Origin of the sequence: Vibrio sp. Vb1026, from assembly GCF_033338745.1 — a bacterium.
In the GTDB taxonomy this organism is placed as follows: domain Bacteria; phylum Pseudomonadota; class Gammaproteobacteria; order Enterobacterales; family Vibrionaceae; genus Vibrio; species Vibrio alginolyticus.
On record NZ_JAWOTH010000005.1, the window covers coordinates 152,369 to 167,941 of the forward strand.

10 protein-coding genes are annotated in these 15,573 nt (G+C 42.2%); 3 read left to right on the forward strand and 7 right to left on the reverse strand.

Annotated elements, in window-relative coordinates; all coding sequences use genetic code 11:
- The first annotated feature begins 152 nt into the window (after positions 1-152).
- The 3 genes from R7E47_RS10655 to R7E47_RS10665 all read left to right on the forward strand — a co-directional run bounded on the left by R7E47_RS10655 (position 153) and on the right by R7E47_RS10665 (position 2,732).
- Positions 153-1,019 (forward strand): YicC/YloC family endoribonuclease, encoded by an 867-nt coding sequence (locus tag R7E47_RS10655; protein WP_005384776.1) that lies wholly within the window; start codon positions 153-155, stop codon positions 1,017-1,019.
- Positions 1,020-1,222: 203 nt separating this feature from the next.
- Positions 1,223-2,446, forward strand: a complete 1,224-nt coding sequence (locus R7E47_RS10660; RefSeq protein ID WP_318084265.1) for a tyrosine-type recombinase/integrase — start codon at positions 1,223-1,225, stop codon at positions 2,444-2,446.
- A 148-nt stretch (positions 2,447-2,594) separates the two neighbouring features.
- Positions 2,595-2,732 carry a hypothetical protein gene (locus tag R7E47_RS10665; protein ID WP_318084266.1) on the forward strand — a complete coding sequence of 46 codons (138 nt, stop codon included), beginning with the start codon at positions 2,595-2,597 and terminating at the stop codon, positions 2,730-2,732.
- A 78-nt stretch (positions 2,733-2,810) separates the two neighbouring features.
- Here the strand turns inward: R7E47_RS10665 and R7E47_RS10670 are convergent, their stop codons facing one another.
- From R7E47_RS10670 to R7E47_RS10700, 7 genes are all read right to left on the reverse strand, one after another.
- Complete coding sequence (locus tag R7E47_RS10670; RefSeq protein ID WP_318084267.1) at positions 2,811-3,965, reverse strand: hypothetical protein; 1,155 nt, start codon at positions 3,963-3,965, stop codon at positions 2,811-2,813.
- Between the two features lie 181 nt (positions 3,966-4,146).
- Complete coding sequence (locus R7E47_RS10675) at positions 4,147-6,120, reverse strand: ATP-binding protein (RefSeq protein WP_318084268.1); 1,974 nt, start codon at positions 6,118-6,120, stop codon at positions 4,147-4,149.
- Positions 6,121-6,132: 12 nt separating this feature from the next.
- Positions 6,133-9,117, reverse strand: coding sequence for a DEAD/DEAH box helicase family protein (locus tag R7E47_RS10680; RefSeq protein ID WP_318084269.1), 2,985 nt, complete (start codon positions 9,115-9,117; stop codon positions 6,133-6,135).
- A 9-nt stretch (positions 9,118-9,126) separates the two neighbouring features.
- Entirely contained in the window at positions 9,127-11,139 is a 2,013-nt protein-coding gene (locus R7E47_RS10685) for a site-specific DNA-methyltransferase (RefSeq protein ID WP_318084270.1), read from the reverse strand.
- 4 nt (positions 11,140-11,143) lie between these two features.
- The gene (locus R7E47_RS10690) at positions 11,144-12,391 is read right to left on the reverse strand and encodes an RNA-binding domain-containing protein (RefSeq protein WP_318084271.1); all 1,248 of its coding nucleotides are present in this window, start codon (positions 12,389-12,391) and stop codon (positions 11,144-11,146) included.
- Between the two features lie 15 nt (positions 12,392-12,406).
- Entirely contained in the window at positions 12,407-15,235 is a 2,829-nt protein-coding gene (locus R7E47_RS10695; RefSeq protein ID WP_318084272.1) for an SNF2-related protein, read from the reverse strand.
- A gap of 1 nt (position 15,236) precedes the next feature.
- A complete protein-coding gene (locus R7E47_RS10700; RefSeq protein WP_301660571.1) occupies positions 15,237-15,431 on the reverse strand; it encodes a helix-turn-helix domain-containing protein in 195 nt (64 codons plus the stop codon).
- Positions 15,432-15,573: the final 142 nt, after the last annotated feature.

Here is a 15,573-nt window from a genome sequence, read left to right on the forward strand (position 1 = left end):
TTTGGTTGGGCGAAGATTATAACGGAATCGATTCCGGATTCATAGGTTACGCCGCTGGCACAACATAAACAATCCATACATCCCGCGCACCTATCGACGCAGCATGATACACTCTTGAAGTAATTTTCAAAAAATGAAGACAGGAAAATTCGATGATTTACAGTATGACAGCGTATGCACGCAAAGAAGTAAAAGGCGATTGGGGCTCTGCGGTATGGGAAATCCGCAGCGTGAACCAGCGTTATTTAGAAACATACTTCCGCATGCCAGAACAATTTCGCGGGTTAGAGCCCGTTTTACGTGAGCGCTTTCGTAAGCGCTTAGCGCGAGGCAAAGTAGAATGTAATCTGCGTTTTGAAGCAAACCCTGCCGCAAAAGGTGAGCTTAGCATCAATGAAGCGCTTGCTAGCCAGGTAATTAAAGCCGCTGAACAAGTCATGCACATGACTGGTGAACTGAGCCGAATCAATCCATTTCAAGTCATGCAATGGCCGGGGGTAATGGAAACGCCAGAGCAAGACATGGATGCGGTAAATAAAGTGCTACTAGAAGCATTTGATGGCGCAATGGATGAATTTATTGAAGCGCGCGCTCGTGAAGGCGAGAACATGAAGGCGCTGATTGAGCAACGCCTAGAAGCGATCACATCAGAAGTTGTGAAAGTGCGCGCACGCATGCCAGAAATACTAGAGTGGCAACGTGAGCGTCTGTTCTCTAAATTTGAAGATGCGAAAGTAGAGCTAGACCCATCTCGCGTTGAGCAAGAGCTAATCCTTCTGGCACAGAAATCAGACGTAGCAGAAGAGCTAGACCGTCTTGATTCTCACGTAAAAGAAACCACAAACATTCTGAAAAAAGGTGGCGCAGTCGGTCGTCGTCTGGACTTCATGATGCAAGAGTTCAACCGTGAATCGAACACGCTAGCGTCGAAATCCATCAGCACCGACATCACCGCATCGGGCGTTGAACTGAAAGTTCTAATTGAACAGATGCGTGAGCAGATCCAGAATATTGAATAACTTCCACACTCTTCTATATTGTTATTTAAAGAAATAAATATCAAAAACTTAACTAGAATTAGATTCCATACAGGTCCATAGGGAACCACCTTTAACCACCACCAACTGGTGGTTAAATTGGTGGGTATGTTACACTACCATTAGAGCATGGTGGTGGGTAAAGTAAGATTCCGCCGATTTAATGGGTATGGAGTTAGGGTAGGATGTCTCAGTTAACAGTTAAGAAAGTAGAAGCATTAATTAAAGCTGGTGGGGATAAAACAAAGCGCTATGGTGATGGTGGTGGTTTGTATTTGGTTGTTCCCCACTCTGGCTATCCTAGTTGGATGTTACGTTTCACATCGAACAGAAAGCGCCGCGAAATGACACTCGGCAAAGTCAGTGACATCTCTTTGCGTGACGCCCGACTCCTAGCTGCCGAAAAAATGAAACAAGTTCGTGAAGGACTTGATCCGATTATACAACGTAAGCGCGCAGAGCAAGAAAAAATTAAAACCGTTAACGACTTGTTTTCAGACTGGTATCCATCCCTAGAAAAACGTTTAAAGCACCCTAACATTCCGAAACGTGTCTTCTTAAAAGATATTGCCCCTCATATCGGCGATATCCCTCTCGATCAAGTCAACGCTCGTGATATTCGCACCACTATTAATGCCATTACTGCTGCTGGAAAACCCGCAATCGCGAATGACGCCCTTAACTATTGTAAACAACTGTTCAACCATGGAATGAAGCTCGACCTCATGCAAGGTAATCCTGCTTCTGCATTTACGGTTCGGGATGCTGGCGGTGTGGAAAAGAGCAGAGATAGAGCCTTAACTACCGAAGAGCTCAAGCAGTTTTTTAATACCGCTAAACTAAACCCGATAAGCTTTACCCGTGACAACTATTTAGCATGTGCCTTACTAGTGTGCTTAGGTGTGCGTAAATCCGAATTGTGCGAAGCCAAATGGAAAGAGTTTGATTTAGAAAAAGCAGTGTGGGAACTCCCAAAAGAACGCAGCAAAACCAATGCCGCTCTTACTATCCCTTTAGCTACACCAGCATTAGAATGGCTGGAAGAACTGAAAGTGAGAAGCTTAGGCTCTGAGTATGTATTCCCTAGCCGCCGATCCAGTAAAAATCCACATATGGGGCCAGATACGCTTAATCGTGCGATTACCAAACTATTTGGGCATGAACCTGGTAAAAAGAAACAGCCGCCAAATCTTATGGGGGATATGCCTCGCTTTACTGTTCATGACCTACGCCGTACGTGCCGAACCTTATTGGCACAACAAGGCACCCCCGGCCATGTGGCCGAGAGGTGCTTAAATCACAAGTTAAAAGGTGTTGAAGGGATTTATGACCGACATGACTATTTTGAAGAGCGGAGAGAGGCTTTGGATAAGCTAGCTCTACAAATATCTAATCTAGTAAATAACTAAAAGCTGAGGGGGTGACGAGATGGGTATAGCTATCTATTTCGCGATTAATTTGAGTTGTGCGCTCTCACCCCCCTTATTTTTTAAAACCTTCTAATAGTAATCTTCTTTTACAGCAGCAATGGTGCTGCGATTAAAAAGGAAATCTACTATGTCTGGATTCAAAAACGGCTATGAGCCAACACAGGATGATCTCGATAATCACTCAGCTCAACTGAACCCTAACAATGATGCATATTGGCAATCACGTGGTGAAGATGAAAGGCCTGATGATTGGGAGGATCAATAATGACAGCAAAAAATCGTAACTGGCCAACTAAAAACGGCACCAGTAATCCATCGGGTAAGAACCGTGGTAATAATCCACCTAAAAAGTAATCTTAACAGCGGCCGTAACACAGGCCGCTTTCTCTTTGTCGTAATAACGAGAGTAGTTTTCTGCTGAATAAATCTCTCGTAGAAGCGCTCGATCATCTTTACGTTTACATTTATCCATCATCCGGTCGATAGCCTGGCAAATAAACCCATAGATCAATAAAGGAAACTGATCACCTACATCAAAATGAGAAAAAAACTCATCCATTACGGTAAAGCTAGGTTTAGTTTTTCCTTTTCGCCATTCTTTTAGCCGCTCTACTTTAGCTTCTGATTCTGTTCTACCACTATCAGTACTTTGATATTGTATCGGAATAAGCTGCGCTAATTTGCTATAGCTGCAACCTGTCTTTATCTTTATAAGAGCGAGTAGTTTGCCGAAGTAACACTGTCCTTCAGCTTCCAGCAACTGAGTGAAGAAACTCTCATCTTGTTTGACCACATCATCATAAACTAGCAACGCTAAATTGCGTGCAACTAAGTCAAGCGATGCAAACAAAGATAAATTAAAATCATGTGAGAAAAGAGTAAGCGCTTTAATTTCATCTTGATCGACCTTAACTCCCTCTCCCAGAGATACCTTATCTAGCACCTCCCTCACCATGACTATCTGTTTTGAATCAAGTAAAGTTTTGTCGATAACCGGCTGATAAAAATCCGTCAGATAACAGAGAATCTCTTCTGGTTCCATACCACGGTATCGCGTAATCCACTCTCTTTGAGGTTCATACTCTGCACACCGTCTTTCGATAAAAGCGACCAAAGGTTGCAAACAGCACTTTTCTTCATCAGAGAACTTAGCTCCAAGTACAAATGTGGTAATAGAAGCTTTCCAGAAAACATGAACATCAGATGTTTTTGTTCCATCGGGAATCAAATCATCGAAATCGATATTGATCCGCTCCGAGAACGCCTTGAAAATAGGTTCTAGTGCATCTTCCGCTTTTTTCTTGGATATTCCTCGTCTAGCAAGATTATCAAGGCTACGATCACTAAGTGCTACCTCCTGCTTCATGGCTCTCGCAGCTAATTTTACTTTACTCCGAACTGATGTACTAAATCCAAATAGCTTAACCACCTCATCAGGAGTTTTCAGAAAAGGATTTCCTTGAAGGAGGGGTTGTATAACGATTTTTTCTTTGTTCATAGTTCAAAACAGATAAGTAAAATCCCCATTTTCCACAACTAGTTCTAAAGGTTGTGACTTCCTGCGCCCATAGCTACCAGTTCAACTACTCCTCCAGCATGCCAACGTATAACATTAACTAAGGAATGAAGACAAACCTCATTATTGCCAAGAAACTCTTGTAGCTGTTCTGTATTATTCATTATGCAATTTTAGGCTTACTCTCCACTTCAATTCCTTTGGTATAATTACCATAGTGCTTACGTAAGAATTCAAGACCATCAGAGCTATCGACATTTAAATCCAACTGTTGCCTAATGAACTCCATTCGATGCTTACACTCGTTGATTATCTCTCCCCAAGTTTTAACCCAAATCTTAACTCCTTCGGCATTGTACAACAGTCCTTTCTGTTGCCGATCTTCTTTGAGCTCTCGACGAGTAAAACTGTCTAAGTCAGTTGAAATTAGCCAGAAGTTCCAGCTTGTATCTAAGGAGCTAAACCGCTCATCCTCCACTACAGCATAGGCATATGACTTAATCTGATTGAGTTCATCTTGACCAATCTTAACTTTTGGAGCTTTCAGCTCGACAATAAGGTGCTCACGTTGGGTTGGATGATTTTTAGCAATGTTCCTGGTCAGCATTAAGTCTACAATTCCTACCGACTCATCTAGCCGCTTAACCGGCGAGTCAGGAATCAAGTCAATACCCTTACTCTCTAGGTGCTTTCTGAGAACTTGAGTCAGTGACTTGTCGCTTACCGATAGAGAAAATTGCTCCCCAAATATCCAAGTGTTTTCCTCAAGAATTTTATGCAATTGGCTACGTTCTTTAAGGACACTCTTAATCTCAGGATTAAATACGATTTCCTCGAGCCCGGCTAAAAATTTCAGCCTATCTGTAACAATTTTAGTAGCGCTTATGATTGCAGAAAGAGAAGCGTCTTTGAGTAGCTCAGCGAACTCTCTTTGTTTATCTTCCGACAGATTCAAGACCTCAATTAAGATTGCATGAAGGTCTGTAGGTTGTGACGCAACGATCTGTTTCAGCAGGCCAAATTGGAGTTTCTTTAGCTGAAGGCTGGCTCTATCGAACTCTGGCATCAACTCGTTTATATTGATAGCCAGAATATCGAACATTTGCTTCTCAGCTTGCTCAACATGACTCGACACTACTTCCTTGTATGGATATACATCCTCGCCTTTCCATTTTTCAATTAGGTGGGCAGAGTTCTCTACCTTTCGCCTCATTAAATAGTCTTTTATTTGGCGGGCTGCTTCTTCAACTGGAGCTTTGAGAGAAGGCTCTAAGTCCCCAAGGCCTAATCTTCCTTGTCGATTTAACTCCGTAATATGCTCAGACTTAAGGTAGGCGGTAAAAGAAAACTCAGCACCACCTCTGATCTTTTTATCGATAGGAAGAAGAGGGAAACCAGCCTGATTGCAAAGTTGAACCTGTTTCTTCTTCGAATTTTTCCATTCGATGATCTGAAGCTCGTAACTATAGTTGTTTCCTTCATAAGTAACTTTGGGTAACTCAATCAACTCCGAGTTGATAATCAGTGAGTCAGGGTCAATTTTTTCACCATTAACGATTAGTGACACCTCTTGATACATCGAGAGGTAGATCGCGAAAGTTGACGTCAAGTGTTCAACTATTTTTGCCTGGGCCAAAGATGGGAATTCTTTGAGCAGCTCATAAATTGAGACTGTTGTTCCGGTAGTAACAAGCCCAGTATCAACCTGTTCCCCCAAATCAAAAAATTTCTTGTTATCAGCTAACCCTTTAATGCAATAACCAACAACAGAGTCTTCCTGTACCTTGTAACGAGTATTCCATTCAACTACTCTGCCCACAGAGAAAGATTTAAAGCGACCTTGACCTTCCTTACCATGTAAAAAACGCCCTTTAGGAGAGATACCTTTTGAACCTTTCCAGGAACCCCCTAATCCTCGGAAATACATGTCGGCCTTTGCGAAATCAATACCGTGCCCATTATCTTTAACATGAATAGCATCAATACCTAGTTCTCCATCATCAATGGCGATTTCGACAACTGTGGCATCTGCATCAACCGCATTCCAAACCAATTCTGAAATTGCTGTTAATGCATTAGCCTTAGACACCTTATCTAAGTGATCGCCTTGAACCTCGACCTCTATCTGCTTGCTCATAGTTCTTCCTCCCTAGAAGGGCTTTAACTTATCCGTGTGAGTCAGAACCTCTGCCACAGATGTTGCGACAGCATAATCCACATTCTCCAATGCTTTGAAGTGTGCAGCTCCACAGAGAATCTTCAGATTTTCTTCCATGCGGCGTTTGTCTGAGTCATGGGTTGTCTTGGTTTCGCGAATCAAATAGACCTTTTTATCATCCTCAAGTACAACCGCCCAGTCTGGGTTATACTCACCAACAGGCGTAGGAATAGTAAACCACTTAGGGAGCTTGCAGAAAAATTTTACATTTTCAGCCCCATCCAAGGCATTCGCAGTTTTAAGTTCTATATCTGAGTCATATTGAATGTAGTCATAGGGCGTTTGAGTATATTCGCCCTTATCAGCATGTTGAACGTGATAAGCTTTATCCAAATAGGCTTCCAATTCAGCTTCATCAAATTTTTCCATCTGATACTGTTCACCAGCTATCTTTTGATAACGAATTCCATCAACTAACAATTCGGTTAGCGACTTGTTGATCTCTTTAGCCGCCTCAGTGATAAATGCCTGAGGGTTTGTTTTAAACTCACCCAAGCGAGCACCTTTTTTAATAATAGCCAGCAAGGTGCTTCGGGTTAGGTCTGTTCTGTTTTGTAAGGCACTAATCAAGTCAGGTAGTTGTTTATGTGACGTGATATGCTGAACTTTGGGAGCTTGTATTACTCGATCCGCTCCCACACCAGCATCCGTCACACTTGCTTGTGTCTGAGCTATTGTTAGCGAAACTGGAGGAACAATAGGCATGGTTTTTAGCTTATGAGCAGCAAGATCGATAAGTTCATCTGTTTTAAACTGAATTGAGTAGCGGGTTCTTTGGCAAATTTTCTCCCACAAAACTTTAAAATCAGGGTTTAGATAGATGTTTTTATTAAAGTTAATCGGTACTCTCTTACGCTCGTTCTGAACTCGCCCTGCAAACATATAACTTCTGAGTTTGTCGATGATCTCGCTTTCCATCGGCTGATACTCATCAGAAAGCTTAAGCTCAAAGTACAAATCATCTGGATTGAACTTAGGCTCTATATCTCCTTTGCTGTTAATATAACCCTCTCGTTTGAGCTCATGCCAAAGCTGTTTAGAACGCTCTTGCCCTAGAGTTTCATCGTTTGTTCCAACCAAAGACGCAAAGGCAATAGATGGTACTCGGCCAAACTTAAAGCCGCCGCCAATATCTTTTTCCATCTCAGTTTGTAAGTTCTTAGCGTAATCTTCAAAGGACTCACTAGCTATAACCGTCAGGCGGTTCACCTGAGGGTTATAAAGGCGCTCGCCATTAGCGTCAACCGCTAAACGCAAGCCTCTACCAAGGGTTTGTCGACGCTCCTTTTCACTACCAAACTCTCGTAAGGAACAGATTTGAAAGACATTGGGGTTATCCCATCCCTCTTTAAGTGCTGAGTGACTGAATACAAAGCGCAGTGGCTCATTTTCATCTAGCAGTCGCTCTTTATTTTTCATGATCAGCTCATAGACTTCAGCGTCATCTTTTGTTGTGCCGGAGGTGTCTTTAACATCAACCACCTTTCCACGTTTTTTCACCTCCGCAAAATAGCCATCATGGACTAGATCTACACTACGTTTTGGTAACTGTGCGAATTGAGGAAGTTGAGATATTTCCTGATAGGCTTGTTCAAACCAAAGTGCCAACTTACCTTTTTGTCGGCTACCTTGCTCATCATAAAAGCGATAATTTGCAACCTTATCGATAAAAAACAGCGATAAGACTTTAACTGAAAGTCCCTGCTTCAGAAGCACTCTCTCTTTGTTGAAATGTGCGAGAACGGTTTGTCGAATCTGCTCTTTCATTACTTCGTCCTGGATACTGCCTTTTTCCTCCTCTGGCTCCAGTACAATTTTATTAGTAAAGCGTACATACTCTGCACCTGGTTCTGCGTAGATTTCATCCACAACATAACCCTCATAACCCTGACGATTGGTATGGTCTGAGAGGTCAGTTCCCTGCTTAAGTTTTACTGCTTTTTCTTTGGTTCCGTTCGAAGAGTCTTCAAAGATCATGACCGTAGCTGAAGGTGTTTTAGCTTTACCTGCGTAACCAATGTCAGAGAGCTTAATGTAGGCCTGGTTAATATCCTGTTCAGCCTTAATAGAAGCTACCGAGATCTGTTTTACCAACTTCATGTCATAGGCTTTTACTGGCCCAAGTTCATAAAGCACGTTATAGGGATTTTTGTGGGTAGCAGAATAACGCAAAGCAAACATCGGCTTTAAGTGATTAATAGCACGCCTAGCTTTAGCTGTAGTGTCAACCGATTGAGGCTCATCAATTATTACCACAGGGCGAACTTCTTGAATAAACTGGATCGGGCGAATGCCCGACATTTTGTCTTGCTCACGGTGTATCACTGAAAGCTTTTTAATTTGCTCAGGTGTCAGTGACTCATAGTTCTCGATATCTCCAGCATCTCGCTGAAATGCCTGTATATTGATCACCATTATCTGCATGGTATTTGCCGTAGCGTACTGGCGAACTTTGGAGAGATCTTTTGAGCTATAAACGTAGTGGTCAAAGGGAACTCTGTTGTAAAGCCCCAAAAAGTGCTCTCGCATACTGGCTAGTGATGCAAGAACACCTTCACGAATGGCTACAGAAGGCACGACTATTATGAATTTTCGCAGACCTAGATTTTTGTTTAGCTCAAAGATGGTACGCAGATAAACATAGGTTTTACCAGTACCTGTTTCCATCTCCACTGAAAAGTTAGGGAAGGGATAAACATCATTATCATCGAGCAGGCTAGCCGATTTTTCAATAAAGTTTTGCTCTTGCACCTTATGCAGATTGGCTAGAATTTTCTCTGGATTCAAATCTATTGTATTAGCAATACCATGCTCCACATAGGTATCTCCATCACTGGATAGCCCATCAAACAGTGTTAATGTCGATTGAATTGCTTGCTGCTGGTAGTCAAGGTTAGGATTAAATTTAAGCTTCATTTCCCCCACCTATACCGTTTTAAATTCAATTTGTTCGATTTTGTCGCGGCTTTGATTGTATGCATTGAAAGTTTGCACTGTATTAGCCTTTAACTGGTCATTACCGTGGAATGCAGAATCAAGACAAATAAACTGACTTGGAGCCAGCTCTAAAACGGCATCAATCAGTGGCTTACTAATGGTTTCAGCTAGGTGGATCAATAATGCACCTTCAGCTACGGAGAACAGACTTTGCCCAGCAAGCTCAATGGTCTCTACTTTTTCGGTAGGCATAATCCCTGCTTTTATTAGCAGTTCATAAAGCAAGTCTTCTTGCGAAACATCTGGCTCTACATGCTCAACCAATAGCTCCATCTGACTTAACAGCTCCTCATCACTCACATCTTTGCCTGGCGCTTGCCATTGTTTAAAATTGCTTTGGTCAAGTTTAAACACCTTAAAGCCGAGATCGGGCAGGGGCTTGCTATCAGAATCAGGCCGCCTTTCTAACTCAGTGCGAATCTTTTGTCCTGCACGGCGGATACGTTCTTTTGCTATATCTGAAATGTAATTGAAGCCATCTTTCTTTGCTTTTGACCCTGCTTTAGTCGGTTCTGGCAACTGAACGAGAATAAACTTTATGTCTTGGTTGTCAGAAACAGAAACATTGTAAACTGAGTGTGCCGTTGTTGCAGAGCCTGCGAAGAAGTCCAAAACAATGAATTCACTTTCGCCCTGCATCCTAATAAAATACTCGATTAAAGAGGTTGGCTTAGGGTAATCGTCAAATATCACCTCAAGCTCTTCTATTTCGGACTGTGCTTTTTGAGAACCGCCAAAGCCATTTAAGCTTGATATCACATGACTTTGAACGTCATTTCTCTCTTTTATATACTCAATTGCCCCAGTCGCTGTAACTTCAAAACGAGTTTTTTGGCCTTTACTATCGGTGATTGGTAAAAAGTTATTTTGAATAAATTCCAGCAGAAGCTCCTTAGAACTCCACCCGCTTTGTACCGCAACATCTTTTGTTAACTTTCCTCCTTGAAAGGTTGCATCGGACTTATAGTGAGGCCAAGAGTCCGTGCGAGCACTTATCGAGCCATCTATAAACCTACTAGGAAATCCCTTAGGAAGGACTACTTCACTAACTGGGTTTTTGGGGCCATTTTTTACAATTGTATTAACAATGTGCGTATTAAAAAGCTTACTATTTTCACGTGTGTTTGGATCGATCACTGGAGGATGAGGAAATTTCACCGCATCACGACAATACATCAAAATATACTCGTGACAGTTTTTGATCTTTGCCTGGTTATCAAAATTTCCGTCTGTTCTCCAAGAGAATTGTGCTAGGCAGTTCTCTTCTCCAAAAATTTCATCACAAAGCCTCCGAAGGTTTTCCACTTCATTATCATCAATGGAGATAAAAATAACCCCATCTTCTCGAAGCAGGTTACGAGCGAGATAGAGGCGTGGATACATCATATTGAGCCACTTGGTATGGAAGCGGCCTTCATTCTCGCTATTACTACTCCACTTTTTGCCTTCGCCACCAACCTCTTTTAGCCCTGCATATTCAAGATAGGTATCCAGATTTTCTGAGAAGTTATCTGGGTAGATAAATTCTTTACCAGTATTATATGGCGGATCTATGTAGATCATCTTCACCTGGCCGTAGTAGCTCTTTTGTAGCAGCTTAAGTACTTCCAGGTTATCACCCTCAATAAAAATGTTCTCGGTGTTATCGAAGTCAACAGACTCTTCAAGGCAAGGTTTTAGGGTTGCATGGCTTGGCTCCTGAATCAGACGCAAGCAGTCTCGTTTACCTGGCCACTCCATACTGTAGCGTTCACGGCGATTATCGTAAACTTCACTAAAGCTGCCTAGCTCTGCTTTGAGGCGCTCAAAATCAAGGGTTTCTACGATTTCACCGGCATCATTTCTGGTTTCAGTAAATACTGAGGGAAATAGCTGCTTCAGCTCTTGCTTGCGTTGTGCGCTAATGTCCAAAGAGCTTCCATCCATTATCGTTGTTGTCATTTGATTAGTCCTGTTCCTTCTTGCTTGCCGCATAAATGGTGAGGAGTAGCTCTGAATCATCTACCAAGCGGTATTCTGGTTCTTTGCCGCTTAGCTCTTTGCTGGTGTTAATTATCTTAGGCACCCCTTCTCCCCGGCGTTCAATTAGAGCTTGTCGCCCAGCCTCTTCTCTTGCCTGATAGTAACGACTTAGTAGATTCACTAATGCTTCGTTACGAGTTACCGTGTTTTCCATTAAGCCATCAATGGTCAAACTATTAGAAAGTTGGCCTGGACTGAACAGCTCTAGCCTGTCGGCAAACATATGCAAGCGGATACGTCGCCCAGTCATTGAATAATCGCGATGTGCTACCGCGTTAACGATAGCCTCGAACAAGACACCAAGGTCGTATTGAGGTATATCAATTCTACCTACTACTTTGGTGGCTTCGATTCTCATATTGCGCTTAACAAACTCTAACGCTCCATTAATCTGATGATCAATAGGACCCACTAAGTCTTGAGCATCCAGTTGATCATTCGCATCGCGCTCAATACCACTGTAATGAACACACTGTATATATGCGTTGTGTAGCCACTGGGTAGGGTTAGCAGTTAAAAGCAGTACACCACTGACAGAAAGCCCTACATCACCGTAGTCATCTTTGGCTGTCAGGTGAAGTTTATAGAACTGCTCATGCTCTGGGGTAACTGGTTTTAAAAAGCGCCGTTTAAGAGAAACATCAATATCTCCCTTGCTAGTCCCTGGGACTAGGGTTTCATCAAAGCGAATAAGGCGAGCCTGAGACCTCTGCTGGAATAAACGTGCTAAAACTTCTGGCTTCATCTCTTGCTTGGTTGAACCAACTCGCTGATAGTAGCGCCCCGCACTTTGGTGTACAGATATACTTCTAGGAATATCAACATAGATGACCGTTTTTAGGTCACCTTTCTGATTAGGCAGTTGCAAAATACGTGTATCCAACTGAACAGGAGGATTGATATTTTGCTGACTAATATTGACAATCCATAGCTCTGTATTATCTATCTTTTCTTCTTCAATACCTATTACATCGCGAGTTTTGTCATCTACGCCCAGTAGAATCCTCCCTCCTTTGCCATTTGCAAAAGCAGCGATTTCATGGGCCATTTTGTCTTTATTTGGATTCTTTGGCTTGTTGCCATCAAAAGTGACGGCCTTAAATTCAATGCTGGAGTCCTCGCCTAAGCGAATATGAAACAGCAGCTCTTTGGTTAACTTTTCTCTTTCCATTCTAATTTGTCTCGCTTAGTGAGTAAGTGTCCAGGTTGCAGTAAATAACTCTCGAACTTCACAGGTGAGCTCTAACTTATCACTCACTTCGTCCAATAACCTATCTTCTTCCTCTTCAATGAGCTTTTTCGAGTGATGATATTCGCTCAAAGCATCATCCCGCTTCCGCTCCAATTTCCTAAGCGTTTTTTTAGCTTCAATTTTTTCTCGTGTGGAGGCTAAACGTCTTGATTCTTTTTTCAACAAATTGATCTCTTGATCAAGCTGATCAACTGTTTCAAATAGACTATCCCGCTTGTCTCGAGCCCACCGTTCAAGCTTCTCAGACTCTCGCTCTAGATATTGATCCAACTCTTCTTCCGTTTGAGCACGCTGCTGCTCAAGTTCCTCTTGCTTCCACTGCTCAAAAAGTTGATTCTCAACAATTCCTTGGAGCGGAGAAGACTGTGCGGGAATAAAAAGCAATTGCTCACTACTCTTTAGGTCCAATCGTTGATGCTGATCAGTAATGGCCAATACCATAGTCTTGCTCTGCTTAGTTTTATTATTGTTGAATGAGAAAACAAGTTCGATAGCGCAAAGCTTTCCGGATTGACCGATAAGTAATTGTAACGCTGAGTAGTTACCCACCAACTGATCGTAATGGAACGTTAAGTGAACAGGTGCTAGATCATGTGCTTTTGCTCTATGAACAAGCTCCCAAGCCAAATAGTGCTCTGTCGCTTGTAACCGAAAGAACTCTGAGTCATTTTGAGTGGCTAATGACCAACTTAGGTCATATCGCTCTCCATTATAGACAAAATGATTGGTATTAAAGGTTGCCTGCGGTAGCTCTGCCTTTGCCAAATCAAGCAATACTCGCTCGTACTCCTGCAAAAAGTCTTCACTCTCATCTCGTCTTGTTTTTAGCGCTGCAACGACATCTCGATCAAAGTTGTTTAACAGCGTATGTCGGGCTTGCTGCTCTCTAACTCCAAGTTCTTTTTCCATATCTTGCTGAAGCTGATTAAAACTTTCTTCAATCTCTTCATCACTTCGGCACTTTTGATAGATTTCGTAGATACGCTTCTCAATATCGATACTATCTTCGATAGCCCCCAGAACCTCATCAGAGGCACCAAAAACACCCTCAAACAGTTTTAATTTTTCATTTAACAGTTGAAAAACACGCTGGTCCGCTGGGTTCTTACGGTTTACAAAGTTAACAACCACAACATCATTTTTCTGGCCATATCTGTGTACACGCCCGATCCGCTGCTCAACTTTCTGAGGATTCCAAGGCAAGTCATAGTTGACAAGGACTGAACAGAACTGGAGGTTGATACCTTCACCACCAGCTTCGGTTGAGATGAGAATATCAGCCTGATCACTTTTGAAGTGATCCACTATTGCTGCTTTCATATCGACTGCTTTGGAACCACTAATTCGGGCTGAGCCTTCATGCTGTCGTAGCCACTCGCAATAGATTTGTTGTGACCTGTCATCATTGTTTGAACCATTCAACAAGACCGTTCGCCCTGCATAACCGTTTGTTTCCAGAAGATTTGAAAGGTACTTCTGAGTTCGACAAGACTCTGTAAATACAACAGCTTTACGAAGTCCTCCAAGCGATTCAGTCATTAACATTGCTTTCTCAAGAACGACTAATAACGCATCTCCTTTAGCATTGCTTCGAATGTTCTCAGCCATTTTTTGAAACTTGCTAAGCAACTCAATTTCCAACTCTAACTTTGTCGGTTCCTTGTTGGTAGTTGGTTCCTCTTGTTCACCCAAATCAGCATCCAACCAGTTGTCGGCTTCTTCTAGATCACCTAAAGAATCTTCATCTAGTTGCTGCTTCAACCTAAGCCTATCAATCATACCTTTCAATGTTTCAGCAACAGCAAAGGAGGAAGACGCTAGAATCTTTCTGAGACCAATACTCACCAAGTGCTTTGCTTGTGCACTAATTGCTATATTTCCAGATGCCTGAAGATAGGCAGAAAGCTCTTTGTAAAGCTCCCACTCTTCATCTGTTGGTATAAAATCTTGAGTTAGCGAATAGCGGTTGGTGAAGTTTATTCCTCCTTCTTTCTGCACCTGCCTTCGCAGAGTTCTATGACAAAAAGGAACAATACGTTGCTTTAGATCATCTAATGTGTTCTGGTTTTTCTGACGATTGACATAAAGCGACTTGAAAGACTTCTCATCTCCAAAATAGTGAGGGTCTATAACCTTACTCAGTCCATAAAGCTCCATAAGATTGTTTTGAAGTGGCGTTGCCGATAACAACACCTTGTTATCGGCGTGAGCTATTGCCTCAACAACAGCTTTAGCTCTTTTGGCTCCGTTCTTTTGGTAGATATTACGTAGCTTGTGTGCTTCATCAAAGACGACCAAATCCCAATCTACAAGTTTTAATAAATCTGATTGTCGAGCTGCATAATCATAAGAGCAGATGACAATATTATCATTTTGCTCAAATGGTCTTCGATGGCCTTGTTTTTTGAGTTCAGTAACAACCTTACTGTCCAATACGACCGAAGGTAGTTCAAACTTGTCTTGTAGTTCTTGGTTCCACTGTTTGCGAAGCGAAGCCGGCACAACTAAAAGAATATGACGTTTGCGTTCAGCCCATTTTTGAGCTATCACAAGGCTGGCTTCAATGGTTTTACCCAGACCAACCTCGTCAGCTAATAATACCCCTTTAGATAAAGGAGACTGTAGAGCAAAGCATGCTGCATCAACTTGATGAGGGTTCATGTCTACCCTTGCAGAAGCCATCACCTTTGAGACCTGATTTTCAACCTTACCCGCTTGTGTTAGCCAGTGAGCAAAATAGGCGCTTTGATGAGGTGTAAACATGTTAATTATCTCCCACCTTTTGTGGTTGGTTATTTAGCCATTCATTAATTGCTTTCTTTCCAAATCGCCACTGTTTACCCAGTTTTTTTCCCGGAATACGGCCGTCCTGTACCAGCTTATAAACCGTCGATTTGGGTATCTTTAGGTAGATCGAGAGCTCTTCAAGAGTCATGACTTCGTCCGCTTGATCATTCATGGCAGAATTTATCTATTATTAACAGTTATTGGAAATTTAGGCTTTTTATTAAGAATAATCAAGTAGGTAAATGCTCTGTAATATGGCCCACCGAAGCGCTCTTAACAAGTATGTAGATTTTGGGGGTCACTCTAGTAATGTT

Bases quoted from the DNA above. Each gene is read 5' to 3' on its own strand.
- R7E47_RS10655 (WP_005384776.1), top strand. From the start codon at position 153: ATGATTTACAGTATGACAGCGTATGCACGCAAAGAAGTAAAAGGCGAT.
- R7E47_RS10675 (WP_318084268.1), bottom strand. From the start codon at position 6,120: ATGAGCAAGCAGATAGAGGTCGAGGTTCAAGGCGATCACTTAGATAAG.
- R7E47_RS10685 (WP_318084270.1), bottom strand. From the start codon at position 11,139: ATGACAACAACGATAATGGATGGAAGCTCTTTGGACATTAGCGCACAA.
- R7E47_RS10660 (WP_318084265.1), top strand. From the start codon at position 1,223: ATGTCTCAGTTAACAGTTAAGAAAGTAGAAGCATTAATTAAAGCTGGT.
- R7E47_RS10695 (WP_318084272.1), bottom strand. From the start codon at position 15,235: ATGTTTACACCTCATCAAAGCGCCTATTTTGCTCACTGGCTAACACAA.
- R7E47_RS10690 (WP_318084271.1), bottom strand. From the start codon at position 12,391: ATGGAAAGAGAAAAGTTAACCAAAGAGCTGCTGTTTCATATTCGCTTA.
- R7E47_RS10700 (WP_301660571.1), bottom strand. From the start codon at position 15,431: ATGAATGATCAAGCGGACGAAGTCATGACTCTTGAAGAGCTCTCGATC.
- R7E47_RS10665 (WP_318084266.1), top strand. From the start codon at position 2,595: ATGTCTGGATTCAAAAACGGCTATGAGCCAACACAGGATGATCTCGAT.
- R7E47_RS10670 (WP_318084267.1), bottom strand. From the start codon at position 3,965: ATGAACAAAGAAAAAATCGTTATACAACCCCTCCTTCAAGGAAATCCT.
- R7E47_RS10680 (WP_318084269.1), bottom strand. From the start codon at position 9,117: ATGAAGCTTAAATTTAATCCTAACCTTGACTACCAGCAGCAAGCAATT.